Raw genomic sequence first — 19,668 nt, 5'->3', positions numbered from 1 at the left:
ACGCACTCCTTCGTCTAGTCCCGGTTCTCGCCGTACCGCGCGCTCACGGCGCCGGACTCGTCCCACTCTGTGCGGGTGAGCAGGGCGCCGTCGGGGGCGAAGACCGTCTCTTGCTCGATGTTCCCGTTGGGGAACCAGGTGGTCCAGGTGCCGACTTCGTGCCGGTCGGCGTACTCGCCGCGCAAGCGCGGCGTGCCGTCGAGGTACCAGGCTCGGGTCGGCCCGTCACGGTATCCGTCGGTGTAGGTGGACAATTCGGTGATGGGGGCACTGGGCGCCGGGCGGCGGAACTCCTGACCGGTGAACGGCTCACCGCGGTAGTACATGCGGTTTTCCTCGTCGTCCCACCGCAATTCGGGGTCGTCGGCGGAGACCGCGTCGGCGCTGACGCCCTTGCGGGTGCGCTCGTCGGCGAACTCGATCAGCTCGCCCGCCTCGTCCCACACCGAGTGGGTGAGCAGCATGCCGTCGATGTCGTAGACGTCTTCGAGGCGGCGGGAACCGTCGGGGTACCACTCCTGCCAGGTGCCGACGGGACGGTTGCGGTAGAACTCGCCGTTGTAGCGCATGGTCCCGTCGGGGTACCAGCCCGACCAGTCGCCGTCGCGGTCGCCGTCGTCGTAGCTCCAGTACTCACGCCAGGTGCCGTCGGGACGGGTGTGGGTCACGGCCCCGCTGTAGGGCTCGCCGCGGTAGGACAACCGGCCGGTCGCCGGGTCGACCCGCACATCCGGATCGTTCCATTCGATCGGGTCGTCACTCACCTGGGGAAACCTCTCCGATCGGTCGCGCTCGGTCGCTGAAGATTGTCATCCGGTCTGCCGGATCGGCAACCACGTTACGGATCAGCAGACCCAGGTCCAGCTCCGGTGGCACCGCGGGATAGATCAGCTCACCCATCGGCCTGCCGTTCACGGCGACGGTGAACCGCGTCACCCGCTGCGGTGACCGTTCCCAGCCCACCCGCGCGGCGCCGCTGAGCTCGATCGCTTCGGTACCCACCTGGACCATCAACCGCTCGTCGAGCCGGTAGAAGACCACCCGCACGCCACCGAGATCGGCGTACAGGCCGTCGGCGCCGAGCTGTCCCGGCGGGGCGGGACGCAACGACCCCGTGCGGGGATCGAACTCGGCGGGCACGCCACTGGCGTACGGGCGAACCAACAGCACCACCTGCTCGGTCGGCGGCTGGTACGCCGGTCGATACGGCCTGCGCTGCCCCTGCTGCCCACCGCCGGGCGACAGCACCGGTGGCGGGTACATCGGGGCACCCGACGGATAACCGTGGCCAGCCTGCTGCGCACCGCCGTTGCCCGCCTGCTGCGCACCGCCGTTACCCGGCGCGTAGGACTGCCCGTTCCCCGGCGCATACGACTGATCGCTGCCCGGAATGAACGGCTGCCCGTAACCCGGCTGGTAGTAGGGGTTGCCGTTCCCGGGCGCGTACGTCTGGCCCGGTGGGTACAGCCGTCCGTGCCCCGGTGGAAGGGGTTGCCCATCGCCGGGCAGGTTCGGGCGAACATCGCCAGGCGGGTAAGGCTGACCGTCACCGAGCGGGTAGGGCTGAGCATTTCCCGGCGGGAACGGCCGGCCGCTCCCCGGCGGGAACGGCTGACCATCGCCGGGCAAGTTCGGCTGAGCATTGCCAGGCGGGTACGGCTGACCATTCCCCGGCGGGATCGGCATACCCGCGCCCGGTGGTTGGTCTACCCACGGTGGCAGTGGTGGGACGCTGGGACCACCACTCGGTGGCGTAGGCGGCACTGGCCATGACGGCACGGTCGGCGCATTCGGCACCGGCAGTTGCGGAGGCACCGGCGGCACCGGGAACTCCGGCGGCACGGGCAGCTGCGGTGGCACAGGCAGCTGCGGTGGCACCGGGAACTCCGGCGGTTCCGGCGACTGGGGCGGGTCCGGCAGTTCCGGCGGCTGCGGCGGAACAGGAGGTACGGGCGGTACCGGAGGTGCTGGGGGTACCGGCGGTTCCGGCGGCACAGGTGGCTGCGGTGGGACCGGAGGTTGCGGCGGTCGTGGGGGTTCGGGCAGGTCCGGCGGGCACGGCGGATCCGGCTGGGCGGGCGGGCACGGCGGTTTCGGGGGCAGCGGCGGCCGGGGAGGCTCCGGCGGACGCGGAGGATCTGGCGGCTCGGGCGTCGATTCCAATGGGGGCACGGGCCATTCGACAGCGTCGAACAGCGGCACCTCGAGCTCCACCTCGTACTCGTGCGGCGGATGCGGAATGTGCGACCGATATGCCGAGCCCGGCAACTCCCGGAGCACCCCCGAGCGATCCCCTTCCGGATCCCGCGGCGGGACCTGACCATCTGGATCGAAACCTACGTCCGGGTCCCCGGATTCCGGAGCGACAGGCGGGCGACGGCGCGAACCGTCACCGGGATCCGAATTCTCTGCCGAATCGCCCGCCGGAGGACGAGCCTCGGCGCCGGATTGCGAATCCTTCGCGATACCTGGATCACCAGGATCTGTGACCGGCCCGAGAACCGGGGGTAGTGCCGAATCACCCTTGGCAACAGACTCATTCGTTTCAGCGGACGGGCGGCGATGCGATCCGTCACCGTGCTCCGCGACCATCGGCGAGTCCACCGACGACTTCGGCTCCGACGAACCGACGCCATCGGCATCGGCATCGGCATCGGGCACCGCCGCCTGACGTCGGCCCTGAATGCGATCCGGATCCTTCGGAATACCGGGATCGCCCGGGTCGATCACCGCGGCGAGGATCGGCGGGTCGGCTGGACCGTCGTCGGCAGCAGCGGCATCCGGCTCGGTAGATGGCCGGGGCTCGGGTTCGGCTCGGTTCTCGACCGGGGGCAGCTCCTCGGGACGGTCGCTACGCGCAGTGTCGTTGTCGCCGTGGAGCTTCGGGTCGCCCGGCAACGCCGGGCGCGCCGGTGTTCCTGGCACGGCAGGCGCCGACTTCGAGGGCCCGCCGTGGTCCGGCGATCCGTCGCCGGGCACACCGTCGGATGGCGCGCCCAGTTCAGACCTTTCGGCTCCACCGAGCTCAGGATCCGTCATGAACGGTTCGTCCAGCAGGGCACGGAGACGGGCGAGATCGGCGGCTCTGCGGCGGATCTCGTCACGGATCTGCTCGTGGACCTGAGCCAGCTTGTCCAGGGTGAGACGCTCGTGTTTGTCGATGCGGCCGTCACGGAACCACTCGTAGACCGTCGCGACCTTCTCGTCCTCGGCATCGGTCAGGTCGGCGCCGAGCAGACGCGCGTGGTCGCGACTCGGGCCGGGGACGGCATCGGCGGGTGCGGGGGGCAGCGGCGTTCGGTCGGTGAGGTCGTCGGCACCTACTTCTCGCAGGAAGTCCAGGGCGTCGCGATCGTGAACCGGCGGATCGTCGCCGACAGCGCGTGGGTCGGCGTCGGGGTTGTAGACCAGGTTCTCGGCATACGGGTCGGTCGCGGCGAGTGCTCGTACATAGTCGGCGAGCGGGCCGGTGAGATCGTCGAGATCACCGCGGGCCGCACGGTTGGACACCGCCTCGGCCAAGTCAGCGGCGTCCAGCGGCAGGTCACCGCGCGGCAGCCCGAGATGGGGAGCGAACGCGTCGCGCGCGGCGTCGACAGCGGATGGGTCGAGCGCACGCAGCAGCTTCGCGTAGTCGGTGAGGTCCTGGGCCCGCTGACGGTGCAACTCCACCCGGGTGCCGGTATCGGCGAGCCGGTCGGCGACGAGTTGCGGGCTGAGGTCGTCCGGGGCGACGCCGAACCGCAGCGCCAGCGCGCTGCGCACGGTGTGCAAGGCGTTGAAGTTGTCGACGGCGTCGACGGTGAGCGCGTAGTCGACGGCCGCCTCGAGCTGTCTGGCCCGCACGTGGTTGGCCCGATCCAGCTCGGCGAGCAGCGTGTTCAGCCGCTCCGCCGACAGGTTCGACGGATCGTCGATACCGAGCCGCTGCGCCACCTCGGCGAGCTCGGCGCGCACCTCGGCAAGCGAACGGGGCTGTGGCACAGACCGGTTCACGTGGTCGGAGACTGCGGGCAGGTTCGTGTCCGGCGCCGCGTACCGGGGCGGAGTCTCGATCATCCGCCACGGCCCGGCACCCTGGCGCACCATGGTCGCGTCGACGGTTCGACCGTCCGACACACCGCGCAGGTGCCGCACCTCAGGGGCGTCCACCTCCACGACACGCACGCGTCCTCCATCGTCGACTCCGACGATCCGGATCTGGATCTCGACCTCACTGCGGTTGAGCCGATCGATGAAATCCGCGTCGGCCTCGGCCAGCGCGCGGGCCAACGCGGGCTCGTGCCCGGCACCGGTATCGACGATCGCGATCGTGCCGTTGTCGGTATCGATCGCCAACCGGTCACCGGCATCACTGTCGGCGAAATCCGCGACCCGTCGGCGCAATTCGTCCAGCGTGCCGACATTGCCGTCGAGCTGACCACGCAACCGCGCGATCTCGCCATCCAGGTTCCGGACCAGCGTCTCGAGGTCGGCCCCGGCCAGATGCGCCCAGGTGGAGCGCTCGTCACGCAGCCCCGCACGGCGCAGCGCGTCGTCGAAGATCTTGCGAGCGTCGTCGGCGTGGACGGTCTGGGAGCCACCGTCATCGCTCAGATCGGGCCAGATATCGACCCATTCGCCACCGTTGTTCACCCCGCGCCAGTTCAGCATGTCGAAGCTGAATTCGTCGCCCCTGGCCGCGACGACTTCCTTCAGATAGGCGCCGAGCGGATCCTTGCTGAAGAAGTTGGCGGTGCGGAACGGAATATCCGCGTTCTCGGCGTTGAAGAAACGCGCGGCCGCTTCCAGCGCCTGGATGACGCCGTCTCGACGCAGCAACCGGTATTCGGCTTCGGCCAGCGCCTTACGCAGACCGTCCTCGCTGAAGTCGGTGATCCGCACGCCCAGTTCACGGGCGAGCGCGTCGAGAACGGTGGCGTCGGTGATGCGCTGGTTCACCGCGTCGACCACCTCGCGCAACCACGGTGGCACCTGCTCGGCGACCTCGGGTGTCTGCTCGGTCGTGTCCGTGAGTTGTCGCGGCGCTGCCGAGTCGGAGACTGCCTTCGGCTCTCGCGCGGCCAGTTCCGCCGGTGTCAAGCTCTCCGGCTCGAGCAGGTGCGCCAACCCCGCCTCACGCAGTTCCTGTTCGATCTGGCGGCGCAGCTCGGGGTCGGCGTCGGAGATCCACGGCTTGTACTCGCTGCCGTCCATGTTGCGCAGCGGAAGGAACTCACCCGCTTGGTCGGCGATGCGCGAGGACAGGTGCTTGAGGATCGGCACCAGTTCACGCCTGCGCCACATCTCGATGCCCTCTTTGAGGATTCGCACCGGATTGAACTTGATCTGCAACTGGTCGTACTCGCCGCCGGGCGCGTGGGGCGTCGCGTCCTTGACGGTGGTGAGCGGCATGCCCGCGCTGTGGCCGAGCATCGACTGGCCCGCACCGTCGAGGCTCGAGCCGGAGGGATATTTCGGGTTCTCACCGTAGAAGCCGCGGTTGGCTATCCGATCCCAGAGTCGGCGCAGCCAGTTCTTCTTCGGCGGCACCTCGACGGTCTTCTCGGTCGTCGGCGTCGTCGGCGTCGGCTCCGGGCGCGCCACGGGTTCCAGATGCCAGGCGTCGGGCCCGTCCTCGACCCGGCGGACCAGCGTCTGGTCGCCGTCGACATCGACGGAGAGCATCCGGTCGTCGAGGTCGGTGCGCGCCAGTCGGTCCAGGTGCGCCAGGTCGGTCGCGTCCCGGGTCACCGAGGCGCGCAGGCGGGCGATGTCGTCGGCGGCGCGTACCAGGCCCGGGTCACCACCCAGTCCCAGCCGCACCGCCCAGCGACGTGCGACGGCTTCGCGCATCGCACGCTGCTGCGGGTCGGTCGCCGACTCGGCGTGACGCACAGCCGAGGCGAAGGCCTCCACCGCGCCGGCACGCAACAGCTGCCGGTAGCGTGCGGCGTCGAGCGAACCCGGATCGGTGAGGTCGACCCCGAAACGTGCTGCCAGCCGATCCAACGCCTGCTGCGCGGATTCCATCCGCGGACCACCCGGCTGGTGCGTGCTGTCGTGCGGCGGCAGGACCGCGGACGGGTGAAGGGGCTCGGCGGCCGGGTTCGGCTCCGGATCGGTGTCGAGTGCTTGCCGCGAGCCGTCTTCCATGCCTGCCTGGCGCAGGTCCTCGGCGATCTCGGCGCGAGCCTCCGGGTCGCCCTCGACCCGCCACTGGTCGAGACCGTCCTGCAGCTGATCCAGATTCAGCGGCTCGTAGTCGTCCGGGTAACGCATCGGCGCCCCGAGTTCGGCATCGGGATCCAGTGCGCTGTCGAGAAATCCGCGCGCCCGAGCCATGTCGGCGATCTCGGCGAGCGCACCCAACGGATCGCGCTGGTCGGTGAGCGCGTCACCGAGACCGAGTGCGTCCGCCAGCCTGCGCACCTGCTCGGCCTGCTGTGGAGTCAGTGCGGGCGCGTCCGCGTGCGCCGAGGGTGGCAGATCCCGGAGATCGCGCAGGAACCGACGCACATCGTCGATGAGGGCGCCGCGCTGCTCGGTCCGGTTCGGCGGGTCGAGGTCGTCACGCGAATCAGCCGGGTCGGCATCGGCGGGCACCGCCAGTTCGGCCGGTTGCCGTGGGATCCCCTGGTCGAGTGGTGACGAATTCCGCGACGGCTCTTCGGGTTCCGGGCTCAGCGCGGTCGGGGGATGGGCGGGCGGCTTCGACGGCGGGCCGCCCCGTGCCGGCCGGGGCGCGGGCGGCTCACCCGGATCGTCGTCGCCACGCGGATCGGGAGCACCGTCGGCGCGGCGCGAGTCCGGCGTGCCGTCCCCCGGACCCTCCAGGGCGGGGCGGTCGGCGGCGCCCAGGTCGGGGTCGGTCGCGAACGGCTCGTTCAGCAGTGCGTGTAGCCGGGTGAGGTCGGCGGACCGCCGGCGGATCTCGTCGCGGATCTCCTCGTGCACCTGTGCGAGCTGTTCGAGGGTGAGGCGCTCGTGTTTATCGATGCGGCCGTCGCGGAACCACTCGTAGACCTGGGCGATGCGAGCGTCGTCGGCATCGGTCAGGTCGACGCCGAGCAGTCGGGCATGGTCGCGGCTCGGCCCAGGGACGGCATCGGTGGGCGCGGGCGGCAGCGGCGACCGGTTCGTGAGGTCGTCGGCGCCCACCTCACGCAGGAAGTCGAGGGCATCGCGTGGATGCACGGGCGGATCGTCGCCCCGCGCGCGCGGGTCGGCTTCGGGGTTGTACACCAGATCGTCGGCGTACGGGTCGATCTCGGCGAGCGTTCGCACGTAGTCGGTGAGCGGCCCGATGAGGTCGTCGAGTTCACCGCGCGCCGCCCGGTTCGACAGCGCCTCGGCCAACGCCTCCGCGTCCAGCGGCAGCCCGCCACGGGGCAACCCGAGATGTGGGGCGAGCGCGTCGCGCGCGGCGTCGACGGCGGACGGGTTGAGCGCGCGCAGCAGCTTCGTGTACTCGGTGAGGTTGGTCGACCGCTGACGATGCAGTTCCACCCGGGTCGCGGGATCGGCCAACCCGGCGGCGATCACTTCCGGCGTGAGCGCCTCCGGGGTGACTCCGAACCGCAGCGCCAGCGCACTGCGCACATTGTGCAGCGCGTTGAAGTTGTCTATCGCGTCGGCGCTTCGCGCGTAGTCGACCAGACCCTCGACCTGCCTGGCCCGCACCCGATTGGCCCGTTCCTGGTCGGCGAGCAGTTTGTCGAGCTGATCGGCGGTCAGGTTCGACGGATCCTCGATGCCGAGCCGGCCTGCCACCTCGGCGATGTCTGCTCTGACCTCGGACAGCGAACGTGGTTGCAGTACAGGATGATTCGTGTCTTCGGGCGCGACGGACAGGCCGGTGTCGGGCACGATCGCCTGGGGCGGCAGTTCGACAACGCGCCAGGGCCCGTCTTGGTCGCGCACCATTGTCGCGTCCACCGTGCGGCCACCGACCTCGGTCCGCAGATGCCGCACCTCGGGCGCGTCGACCTCGAGCAGATGGACGCGGCCGTTCGCGTCTATTCCGATCATCCGGATCTCGATGTCGACCTCGCCGCGGTTGAGGCGGTCAATGAAGTCCGCGTCGGCTTCGGCGAGCGCCCGCGCCAGGGCGGCTTCGTGCCCGGCCCCCGTGTCGACGATCGCGATCGTGCCGTTCTCGGTGTCGACGACGAGTCGGTCACCGCTGTCGCTGGAATTGAAATCGGCCACTCGCTGGGCGAATTCGCCGAGCACGCCGATGTTGTCGTCGAGTCGCCCACGCAGCCGGGCGATCTCGGCGTCGAGGTTGTGGACCAGCGCGTCGAGATCGGCGCCCGCCAGATGCGCCCAGGTCGACCGCTCATCACGCAGGCCGGCCCGGCGCAGCGCGTCGTCGAAGATCTTGCGCGCGTCCTCGGCAAGCACCGTCGGATCGTTGCCGTCGTCGGCGAGATCGGCCCAGAGCGTCGGCAGCTCGCCGCCGTTGTTCACCCCACGCCAGTTCAGCATGTCGAAGCTGAACTTGTCGCCCTTGGCGGCGACGACTTCCTTCAGGTAGGCGCCCAGTGGATCCTTGCTGTGGAAGTTGGCAGGCCGGAACGGGATTTCGGCGTTCTCGGCATTGAAGAACCGCGATGCCGCTTCCAGCGCCTGGATCACACCGTCGCGCCGCAACAGCCGGTACTCGGCTTCGGCGAGCGCCTCGCGCAGCCCTTCTTCGCTGTAATCGGTGAGCCGCACCCCGAGTTCGTGTGCCAGCGCCTCGAGCACAGTCGCGTCGGAGAGACGTCCGTTCACCGCGTCGACCACGTCCGCCAACCACGGCGGCAAGGGCTCGGCGACGGCCGGCGCCTCTTCGCCCTCGCTCGAAATCCGGACCGGGTCACCGGGCTCCGGGACTTCCCTCGTGTCCCGTGCGGCCAGTTCCTGCGGTGTCAGGCTCTCCGGCTCGAGCAGATGCTCCAGTCCGGCATCGCGCAGGTCCTGTTCGATCTGGCGCCGCAGCTCCGGATCGGCGTCGGAGATCCACGGCTTGTACTCGGTGCCGTCGAGATTGCGCAGCGGCAGGAACTCACCGGCCTGATCGGCGATCCGCGAGGACAGATGCTTGAGAATCGGCACCAATTCGCGGTTCTGCCACATGAGCACACCCTCTTTGAGGATGCGCGCCGGGTTGAACTTGATCTGCAGCTGGTCGTACTCACCACCGGGCGCGTTGGGCGTCGAATCCTTCACCGTGGTGAGTGGCAGCCCGGCACTGTGGCCGAGCATCGACTGACCGGCACCATCGATACTCGAACCCGACGGGTACTTCGGGTTCTGGCCGTAGTAGCCACGATTGACGACACGATCCCAGAGTCTGCGCAGCCAGTTCTTCTTCGGCGCCACCTCGACCGGGTTGTCGGCGGCCGGGCGGAACGGCTTCGGTTCGACGCGTGCGAGCGGCTCGAGATGCCAGGCGTCGGGTCCGTCGGCCACCAGCCGCACCAACATCTTGTCGCCGTCCACGTCCAACGAAAGCACGCGGTCGTCGAGCTGATTACGCACCATCTGATACAGGTGCGCCATGTCGCCGGCATCGCGTGTCACCCCCGCACGCAACCGGTTGATGTCGTCGGCGGCGCGGACGAGACCGGGGTCGGCGGGCAGTCCGAGCCGGGCTGCCCAGCGCCGGGCGACGGCCTCGCGCAGCGTCCGCTGTTGCGGGTCGGTGGCGGCTTCGGCATGCCGGACCGCGGCGGCGAACGCCTCGACGGCGCCCGCGCGCAGCAGCTGGCGATACCGCGCGGCATCGAGAGCGCCCGGATCGCCGAGATCCACGCCGAACCTGGCGGCCAGGCGGTCCATCGCCTGCTGCGCGGGCTCTATCCGCGGACTTCCCGGTCGGCGCGCACCGTCCTCCGGCGGCAGTATCGAGGACGGATGCAACGGCGTGGCCTGTGGATTCGGCTCCGGTTCTGTACCGAGCGAGGGGCGTGCGGCGCCGTCGAGCCCGGACAGTCGCAGTTCCTCGGCGATCTCGGCCCGCGCCTGAGGGTCGCCCTCGACTCGCCAGTGGTCGAGACCGTCCTGCAACTCGTCGACGTCGAGCGGTTCGTAGTCGTCGGGATACCGCATGGGTTTGCCGAGTTCGGCGTCGGGATCCAGGGCGCTGTCGAGGAATCCGCGGGCCCGCGCCATGTCGGCGATCTCGGCGAGCGCACCGAGCGGATCGCGCTGACCGGTGAGCGCGTCACCGAGACCGAGGGCGTCGGCGAGGATGCGGATCTGCTCGGCCTGTTCCGGGGTGAGCGGTGGCGCGTCGGCATGGACCGAGGGCGGCAGGTCACGCAGTTCCTGCAAGAACTGGTGGACGTCGTTGAGGAGATCCCGGCGTTGGTATGCACGTTCGGGCACGGTGTCGGCGTCGGCACGGTCGCTGAAAGACTGATCCTGGACCGCCTCGCCGGGCACGGCCGATTCGGCGGGCGGCTTCGGCATCTCGAAGCCGAACGGCGACGAATTCTTCGACGGCTCTTCGGGTTCCGGGCTGGGCGCCGTCGGCGGCCGTGACGGCGGCTTGGACGGCGGGCCGCCGGGATCGGTGCTCGCCGCCGGTGGCTCACCGGTGTCGTCGTCGGGCCGATCCTGGTCGGCAGATCCGCGATCGGAGTCGTCGCCCCGGTCGGTTGCCCCATCGGAAAGGTCGCGACTCGGATCGATGCCGTCGGACGTGGTCGGATCGTCCCCGTCCGCTCCGACGGGCTCCCTCGTCGGCTGACGTTCCACCGCGGCGGCGAACCGAGCCGCCATTTCCGCACGAGCGGCATCGAATTGCTGCTGGGCGCGCAGATATGACTCGAGGGCCTGGGCGTCGGCGAGGGTCTCGGCGGCCAAGTCCTCCGGCCGGACCCCGGTGGCCCCGGCCAACTCGCCGCGCAACGCGTCGAACTGCTGCTGTGCGGCGAGGAAGGACTCGAGTGCGGCCAGGTCGGCGGCGCGTACGGCGAGGGCGTCCGCCGATTCGTCGCCGCGCTCGGCGGCGGCCTGCGCATCCCGGGCGGCCAGTTCCTCGAACCGGGCGGCGATCTCGGCCTGGGCGGCGTCGAATTCCCGTTGGGCGCGCAGGTACGACTCCAACGCCGCCAGATCCGCGCCGACGCCGTCGAGTTCACGCAGTGTGTCGTCGAGCGCGACCTCGGCCTGTGCGGCACGGCGTTCGTCGGCCTGGTCGTGCAGTTTGTTCTGGCGTTCGACGGCGGCGTCGAGCATCGCCGACGGATCGACCGGCTCCCCCGGCCCCACCAGATCGTCCAGCGAGGGCAATGGTTGCGCCAGCTCGTCGGCGACCTCGTCGAGCTTGCGCAGGGTTTGGTCGAGCTCGGCGTCGGCTCGATCGTCGAGGTCGGTGCCGCGTTCGGGTGGTACTCCGGCATCGGGCCGACCCGGTCGCGGATCACCGCTCGGCTCTGCGCTCTCGGACCCGGCGGGCAGACCGCGTCGCCCTGCGGGCAGCTCGTCGGGCCGCGGACCCGGGTGTTCCCTGGCCGCGGTGCCATCACCGGCTGGAAGGTCGGCCACCGGCCGGTAGAACTCGTCGGTGAGCGCCTTCAGCTGCTCGATCCGTTCGGTTCTGAGGTGGATCTCCTCGCGGATGGCGGCGATCTCGGCCGCCAGTTTCTCCGGGCTCAGGCCCTCGTGCTTTTCGATCTTGCCGTCGCGGTATGCCTCGTAGATCTCGACGAACTTCGCGTCGTCGGCGGTGGAGACATCCACTCCGACCAGGCGGGCCCAGTCCTGATTCGGCTGCGGTCGTGGATCATTCGGATCGACCGGATCATCGGAGCCGTAGGAGCGGGCGACGTTGTCGGCGACCCGCGCGGCGAAGTCGACCGGGCTCGCGCCCGGCTCGGCGGCACCGACGACATCACGCAGGCCGTGGATCGCCTCGCCGTCGTAGATGTGCGGGTCCCCGGTGGTGCGGGGATCGCGAGCCGCGGTCCCCGCGGGGTGATCGGTGTACGGGTCGATGCGCATCAGTGCATCGGCGTAGGCGGCCAGCGCGCCTCGCACGTAGTCGCCGGCGCCGAGCCGGTTGAGCCGCGTGACGAGCTTACGCAACTTGGCCGGGTCGATACCGCTGTCGGCCGGGCCGACCTTCGACCGGCCCGTCACCGGGTCGGTCTTGCTCACCTTCGGGCGAAGCGCCTCCGGATTCCGCGGGCTCAGTGCCTTGATCAGTGCTTCCTGCGCCGCCTCGACCGCGGCCTCGTCGACATTGCGCAGCTGTTGGGAGTACCCGGCGGTCTTGCTCGGATCGCGCTGCTGCCCGTCGAGTAGGTCCTCGAACTGCTGCTGGCGTGTGCCGCGCCGCTGCTTCGGATCGACCAGCGCCTCGGCGATGCGCCTGGGCGTGAGGTCCCCGCTCGCGATGCCGAGCCGCGTGGCCAACTGGCCACGCGCGTCACCGATCAGATGGAAGGTCTCGATGTCGGCCATCGTGCGGGCGTAGTCGGACAGTGCCTCGGTCTGCCCGGCGCGCACCGCGTTGTCCAAGTGCAGCGCGCGGATGGTCGCGTCGATAGCGTCCGGGTGCAGGGCGGCCGGGCCGAGTCCGAGATCCCGTGCCAGATCGACGATCTCGCGCACCATGTCTGCGCGGTCGCGTGGTGTCGGCGGCGGTTCGGGCGCGGCCTGGACCGGCCGCCACTGACCGTCCTCGCCGCGCATCATCGTCACCTGTAGCTCGGCGCCGTCCACGGTACGCCGAATGTGTTGCACCTCGGGGGTGGTCACCGGGTCGAGGAACCGCCGGTCCGCGCCATCGCTGTGTACCGCCCGGAAGTCCGGTCGCAGCCTGCCGTTGTCCAGGTCGACGGCCAGTTCCGGATTGTCCCGCAGGGCACGGGCCAGCGCCTGTTCGCGGTCGAGCGGCCCGTCGACGACGAGCAACCGGTCCGGTCCGCCATCGGCATCGGGCACACGCGCGACCTGGTCGCCGTAGGAACGGCCGAGCGGTTGGGTGCCGTCACCCTGCAGGATCGGTTGCGCGGCGGCGATGAAGTCGGCCAGGTTCTGCGCCCGCTGACGCGCCGCGTCGCGAAGTGCGTCGAACGTCGGCTCGCGCCGGTCACCGGTCAGGTCATTCAGGTCGAGGCCGAACATCGCTGCCCAGCCGGACAATTCGTCACGCAACTGGTCGCGGCGCAGCGCGTGTTCGAAGAATTCACGAGCCCGCGCCTCATCGCGGCCCGGCTCCCGGTCGTCGGAGAAGCTGGCCCATTCGGGCAGCCGGTCCGCGCCGTTGCCGACCCGGTCGTAATCACGCAGCGCGGTGACGCCTTCGAAGGCGACGATCAGATCGCGCAGGAACCGGCCGAGTGGGTCCTTGTCGAGGAAACTGACTTCCCGCGAGAACGGAACCGGCCGCGGCGTGCTGGTGTCACCCCAGTGGCTGCGCCGCGGCTCGGCACCGCTCACTTCGTCGTCGTAATAGGCGGCGTCGTCCGGTGTTTCGTCCGACCCGGGCTCGCGCGGCCGGTCCTGTCCGCGCAAGGTCCGATCGTCGGCGGCGGGTGCCGGGTCGGCGGGATGATCCGCGCGCCGGTACGGGCGGGTCTGCTCCTCCTCGGCGCGCCGTGCCGCGTCGGCCAGACCCTCGATCGCACCGATTTCGCGCAGCAGGCGGTGGCTCTGTCGGTCGATCGCGCGACGCAGATCCTGGGGACTGTCGCCGTCGAGGTCGATGCCGAGCCGCTCGGCCATCTCGGTGAGCGTTTCGCCCTCCGGCGGCGGACCCGGCTGCTCAGGCGTCGAATCGACGGGCGGGATCGGCGCGTCCTCCATCGCCCGCGCCTCGTCGGTGTCGATGAGCCCGTTGAATTCCAGGTCGTCGACCAGGTCCTGACGCAACTGCGGGTCGCGCGCGTTGTCGAACAGTTCCTTCAGGATGTCGCGAACCTCGTCGGGCTCCATCCGGTTCGCCCGGAGCTCGTCGACAACGGTCTCGCGCACCGCGTTCGGGTCGGCGTCGCTGATCCACGGCCGGTATTCGGTGCCGTCCGGGAAGTACACCGGCCGGTACTCGCCCGCCACATCGGCCTGACGTCCGAACACCGGACCGAGAATCGGAATGTGCTCGCGATTGTGGTACCAGGTGAGCCCTTCGCGCCCGATCCGGGCTACGTTCAACGCGGGATCACCGGGGCCGGGCGGCGGCGCGCTCATCACCGGTGTGTCGCCGGGCGGCGGCGCGGGTTGCGCGGGCGCGGGCGGCGGATCGGAGATCAGCTGCGCGCCACCGGTCACACCGTCTCGAATGGCGGTCTGGCCTCGGTGGTCGAGATTCGATCCGGACGGGTACTTCAGGTTCAGCCCGACATACCCGGCATTGAGGTCGTCGATCAGCTTCCGCAGTGCGTTGCGGTTGTCGATCTCGCGAGCATCGGCGTCCCGACTCGCGGGCGCGTGCTGCGCGCTCTCCACACCGTCGTCACGGGCGAGGACCCACTGCCCATCGGCCAGCTGGATGTGCAGCGCGACGACTTCACCGTTGTCGCCCAGCTCGACCCGCACTTCGCGCCGCGGCGGTTCCGCGTCGGCGAATTCGGTGCGGTCACGGCGGTCGTCGCCCTCGGTGTCCATGTAGTCGATCGTGTCGTCGGCGGCGAGGCGATCGAGCGTGGCGGGATCGACGGGCAACGGGACGCCGGCCAAGACGTCGACGCCGTCGCGGACGAGGTGCAGCTCGGTGACCCGCACCTTGCCTTTGTCCGAGGCGTGCACCAGCTTGTATTCTGTCCGCAACGTGCCGTCCTCGCGGGCGGCGATCAGCTGGGCAACGGCTTTGCGCAGGGCCTTGCCCTCGGCGCTGTCGGGATCGAGCCGACGCTGCAGCATCTGCGCGGGCGTCTCGTTGAGAAGGTAGCGCAGGTTCTGGTCCATCGCCAGCGTGCGCCGCAGGTACTCGGGCGAACCCTGCTGCGCATCCGCGATTTTCGAACCCTCGAGGGTGGCGCCTGCGCCCTTCGCCTCGACCACGAGCAGGGTGGGCGGGTCGCCCGGACGCGCCGGGGGCACGATCACGGCGATGTCGACGACATTTGCCCCGTCGAAGGCGTCGTCGAAGGTGAGCTGGATCGCACCGGGACGGTTCAACGCGTAGTCGAGTCCGGCGAGCTCACCGAGTAGTTTGGACAGGCCGCCCAACTTCACGCCGAGCGAGAAGTACTTGCTCGCGGTGGACTGGAGCGCCATCAGCTTCGCGGCCTTGGCCTGCTTGTCCGGCTCCGACAACGCTGGGTCGTTCTCGATCTCGGCGGTCAAAGCTTCGATCTTTTTCGCGACCTTCTTCGGGGCGAGGTCGTTGCGGTCGGTGAGGCCGAACTCGGCCATCAGCCGGTCGAGTTTGACCTGTTGCTTTCCGCGCTTGATCTCCACGTCGTCGCGCTGGGCAACGAGGTCGCGCAGCTCGGCGGCGCGATCGGGATCCTGCATCGTGTAGGGCTCGGTGTCGCCCTTGATCGCCCGGTACTTGTAGTCGCTACCGGCGAGTGGGTCGGCATCGCCCCGATAGAAGCCGCCGGTGACGTTCTGCAGCCGGAAAAGCTTGTCGCGGAACGTGTCCGGTGGGTCGTCGCGGTGATGCCAGGTGCCGTCGGAATCGCGGTAGCTGTCCGGGCGGTCGCCCGGCCGGAACAGGGTGCCGTCCGGCCGCTGTTGTAGGCCGGCCGCTCGGGGCGGGCTGGTATCGGGCGACGAACTGTCGGGATCGTCGTCGCCCATGAAGTCGGTCTCGGGCTTTTCGGGCGACACGAGCCGGGGCGAGATCGGATTGCCCTCGCGGGCCGCCTGTTCCAGATCCGCGTGACGCAGCGGATCCACCCGGGGCTGGCCTTCGTCGATAATATGGCCTGCGGTGCTCTCGGTGCCTTGCACCACCCGTGTGCAATTGGCGCAGCAGGGCGCCTCAGCACCACGACTCGGAACATAGGGCGAGTTGAGGATCGATGCCAGGCCGTCGAAGTCTGTGGGGAGGTGGTCGGCGGGGTCGCGCTGCCGGTTGAGCAGTTCCCGGTCGTGCAGGGCGGCATCGGTGCCGCGCACCTCGGCGTGTCCGAGCGGGTTGTCGTGGTGCGGGAAATGGGGAGGCTTGCCGCCGTTGTGGTAGACGTCTTCGGGATCCTGGTACCGAGAAACGTTGTCGCGCAAGGTCGGATGCAGCTTCGAGGGGTGGATGCGTTGTTCGGCGGTGCCGTTGGCGGCCTCGTACACCCGACCGGTCAACCGGTCGATGGTGATGGAGGTGACGTGGCCGCGCCGGTTCGCCGACAGCACGTCGGCTTCGGCCTTCGCCAGGCGCGCGGCAGGTGAATCGCCCGCCGCGGTCTCGGCGGCGTCGGCGGCGAGGAAGGCGTCGAGGTCGGCCTTGGCCCGTGCGGCTGCTTCCTTGGCGGCCGCGACGTCGTCACGGGCGCGGGTCACCAGTTCCTCGGTGCCCTCGCCGCGGGCATGGGCGTTCTCGGCATCCTTGAGCGCCTTGATGGCCTCACGAACCCCCCGCCCAGTCTCGGAACGCTGAGTTTCCAGTGCCTTCTGCTGGGCCTTGCGCTGTTCGAATTCGGCGACGAGGGCCGCATCCGGTCTCGCGGCGGCCACGAACGCGTCACCACGTTCGGCGCTGAGCCGGTGGGAGAACTCGTCGATCGGTTCCCCGCCGACATGGGTGATCCGGGGCGGCTCCCCCGTGGTCTGTACCAGCGGATCGCTCATGTCCAGCACGCCGAGCAGATGCGCGTCCACGCCGGGCGCGCGGCTGAACGGCGCGTGGTCGGTCCCGTTTTCTGGCTCGAGGAACGACATCGCGGCCGGGCGCGTCGGCGGGTCTTGGTCGCTCATGAAGTCGACGAGCTCGCGATCCCGTGGCGACTCACTGTCGAGGTCGTCGCGATCCGACGGGTCCGCGGGGTCGATGTCCGGTCGCGGCGAGTTGGTGTCGGCGGGCTGGGTCGCCGTTTCCGGGCTGAACGTTCGCCACACGCCGCCGCGATCGATCACCGGTTCGGAATCGGGTTCGCGCCGCACACCGACACGGTCGGTGGGCGCGGTGACATCCACACCCAGTTGGTCGGCGATGTACTGCGCCCAGCCGTCGGCATTGCCCGCGTGGCAGGACAGCAGCCGAATCGGTGTGCCCGGCACATAGTTCGGGTTGCTCCGGATCGCATCGACGATGTCCTGCGGGTGGACCGGGCTGCCGTTGCTCGGTGTCACCGAGCCGTCGCGGCGCCCGTGCACGACCACGTCGTGAGCGCCGTCGTTGCGCACGTTCGCGGCGACGCGATGGGTGCGCGCGTCCTCGCCGATCGCGGTGCCCGTGGGGTGGTGGACGACACCCTGACCGTTGGGCAGCCGGGTGTCGTACACGGGCTCGCTGTCGTCGCGCTGCGGCTGCCTGCGGTCGTCGCCGTCGGCGCGGTCCCGTGTGGAGGTGTCGTGGGTGCTGGGACGCGCGGTCCGCGCATCAGAATCTGGTCGCGCCGGACCTGCCCCAGGATCGACGCCGACGATGGGCAGGATCGCCGCGGCGTCGGCAAGCGGGTCACGCGCCTCGGCGTCGTCGACACGAACCGGCTCGGCGGCGACCTCGGCTTCGGACCGGACCGGCGGCGACTCCCCGGGAGCGGCGTGTAGACCGTGCAGCGGGGTCTCGGCCAGTCCGGGCCCGCCGCGTTGTTCGCTTGCGCCAGCACGGATTTCCCCATCCGGACGTGCGTCGCCATCGTTCTGCGTGTCGGCGGAGCGCGGCGCTTCGGCGGAGCGCGGCGCTTCGGCACCGTCGCCCCGAACCTCCGGTGTGCCGGAACGGCTCTCGGGTCCGGCCTGCATCCCGTCGGGCGATCCGGCCCGCACCTCCGGCGAGCCAGGACGCGCGGAGGGCTGAGCACCCTGCGACGACTGCTGATTGGGCGTCGCCTGCTGATTGGGAGCCGACTGCTGACTCGGCGCGGATTGCACTGGCGCGGAAGAGGATTGGGCAGGCGTCGCAGCCGACTGCCCCGGCGTGGCCTGACCTGCGACCGGCGCCTGACCGGTCGCACCTGGTGTCGGTGTGCCTGTGGCCGTCGGCCCCGCAGCGGCGATCCCACCCACCGGCGCCGCACCCGTCTGCACCGGGGTGTCCCGGTTTGCCGTCTGAGTGTCGTTGACCTGGTTGACAGGTTGCCCGCCGGACTGCGCGTCGGTACGGGTCCCGTCGGTCACACCCTCGCCGACCGGCGCGTCCGCCTCCCCGGCCCGTGAGGTGTCGCTCCCGGAATCTGCCTGTGCTGCCGGGCTTTCCCCACCGGCCCGCGCCCCACCGTCCTGACGCCCACCGTCCCCGACCTGGGCATCGTTGGCCTGGACCTCCGGCTTGGCCTCCTGCCGCCCGACCGCGCCGCCGCCCCCGTCTGTGGCGCCCTGCCCGTCGTTGCTCGACTGCTGGTTCGCCTGTCCCGCAGTGGTATCTGTCGTGGCGGGCGCCTCGGGAGTGACACCGCCGGCCGGACGCATGGACTGGCTGTCGTCGCCCGCTCCGGCCCGCCTCTCGCCCGCGCCGTCGCCTTCGCCGCCCATGGTGTCGTCACCGGCGCCCCCGCGCGCGCCGTCCGCACCGGCACCGGTCGCGCCGTCCTCGCCGCCTGCCCGGTTCTCGCCGTCCGCGCCGGGACGGTTGGTCGAGCCGTCACCACCGGCGGTGTTGTTGTCGAGCCCGAAGTTGCCGAGGTCGTAGCCGGGGCCCATGGCGTCGCGGACCTGCGAGCTGAAGCTCGGGCGCTCGAACAGACCCGGCTTCATACTGTTCCACGCGGCGTTGGCGCCCGCCTTGTTCAGGCCGGACAGACCACCGTTGGTGGCGCCGGCACTCCACATGAGCGGATCGCTCGCCGCGGTCTTCAGGTTGTCCCAGGCCTTGTCCCAGCCCTGCGTGAAACCGTCGTAGCCGAACTGGCCGAGCATGCCGCCACCGGCACCGGCCAGGCCCGCACCGGTCCCCGTGATCGCGCCCTTGAGGAACGGCGACATCTGGTCGCCGAGCCGCTTGCCAAGGAAATTGGCGAACGGACCGGCAGCGAGACCACCCGCGGCCGAACTCACCGCCGCCGCCTTCACCTGGTTCCAGTCGACTTCCTTGCGGTGCCCCTGATCGACCTGCCACTGCTGCGCGCCCAGTTCCTGCAGGGTGCCGAGGACCGTATCGATGGCCACGTGCTGACCGAGGAATTTCACGGCTCGCGTCAGGGCCGCTTTGGTGGCGTGGCGCAGAATCGCGGCGAGGACCCGGCCGAAGATGCCGCGCGCCACCACGCGCGTGACGCCGATCGCAGCCGCCTGCACCGCGGGGGCCGTCGGCGGAAACAGCCATGCCGCGGCGATTTCCAGCGCCAGCAGGCCGAGCGACGACAGAAACATGATCTTGGTGTATTCGATCTCGGTACCGGTCTGATACACCGAACCGGCCAGAACATCGAACAATTCGGCCAGTTTGGTCACCGACTGATCGCCGCGCGCCATCCCCTCGAAGTCGCGGAGCATGTCGTCGACGCCCTCGCCGAACGGATACGCCTTGTACGCAGCGGCTTTCGCGGCATCGATATCGTCGACGAGGCCACGCAGGGCATCGGCGGCCACGCGCCAGTCCTCGGCCATGGCCCACATCTCGTCTTCATTGCCCTCTGGCCATTCCAT

General features: G+C 70.1%; 2 protein-coding genes. Both read right to left on the bottom strand.

Going from position 1 to position 19,668, the window contains the following annotated elements:
• Positions 1-14 precede the first annotated feature (14 nt).
• Entirely contained in the window at positions 15-764 is a 750-nt protein-coding gene (locus AB0I35_RS09305; RefSeq protein WP_357395300.1) for a hypothetical protein, read from the bottom strand.
• Positions 757-19,668 carry a hypothetical protein gene (locus AB0I35_RS09300; RefSeq protein ID WP_357395299.1) on the bottom strand — a complete coding sequence of 6,304 codons (18,912 nt, stop codon included), beginning with the start codon at positions 19,666-19,668 and terminating at the stop codon, positions 757-759. Before AB0I35_RS09300 ends, AB0I35_RS09305 begins: the two co-directional genes overlap by 8 nt.

It is taken from the genome of Nocardia sp. NPDC050378 (genome assembly GCF_040655675.1).
Taxonomy (GTDB): Bacteria; Actinomycetota; Actinomycetes; order Mycobacteriales; family Mycobacteriaceae; genus Nocardia; species Nocardia coubleae.
This window is presented reverse-complemented; position numbering and strand designations above follow the sequence as displayed.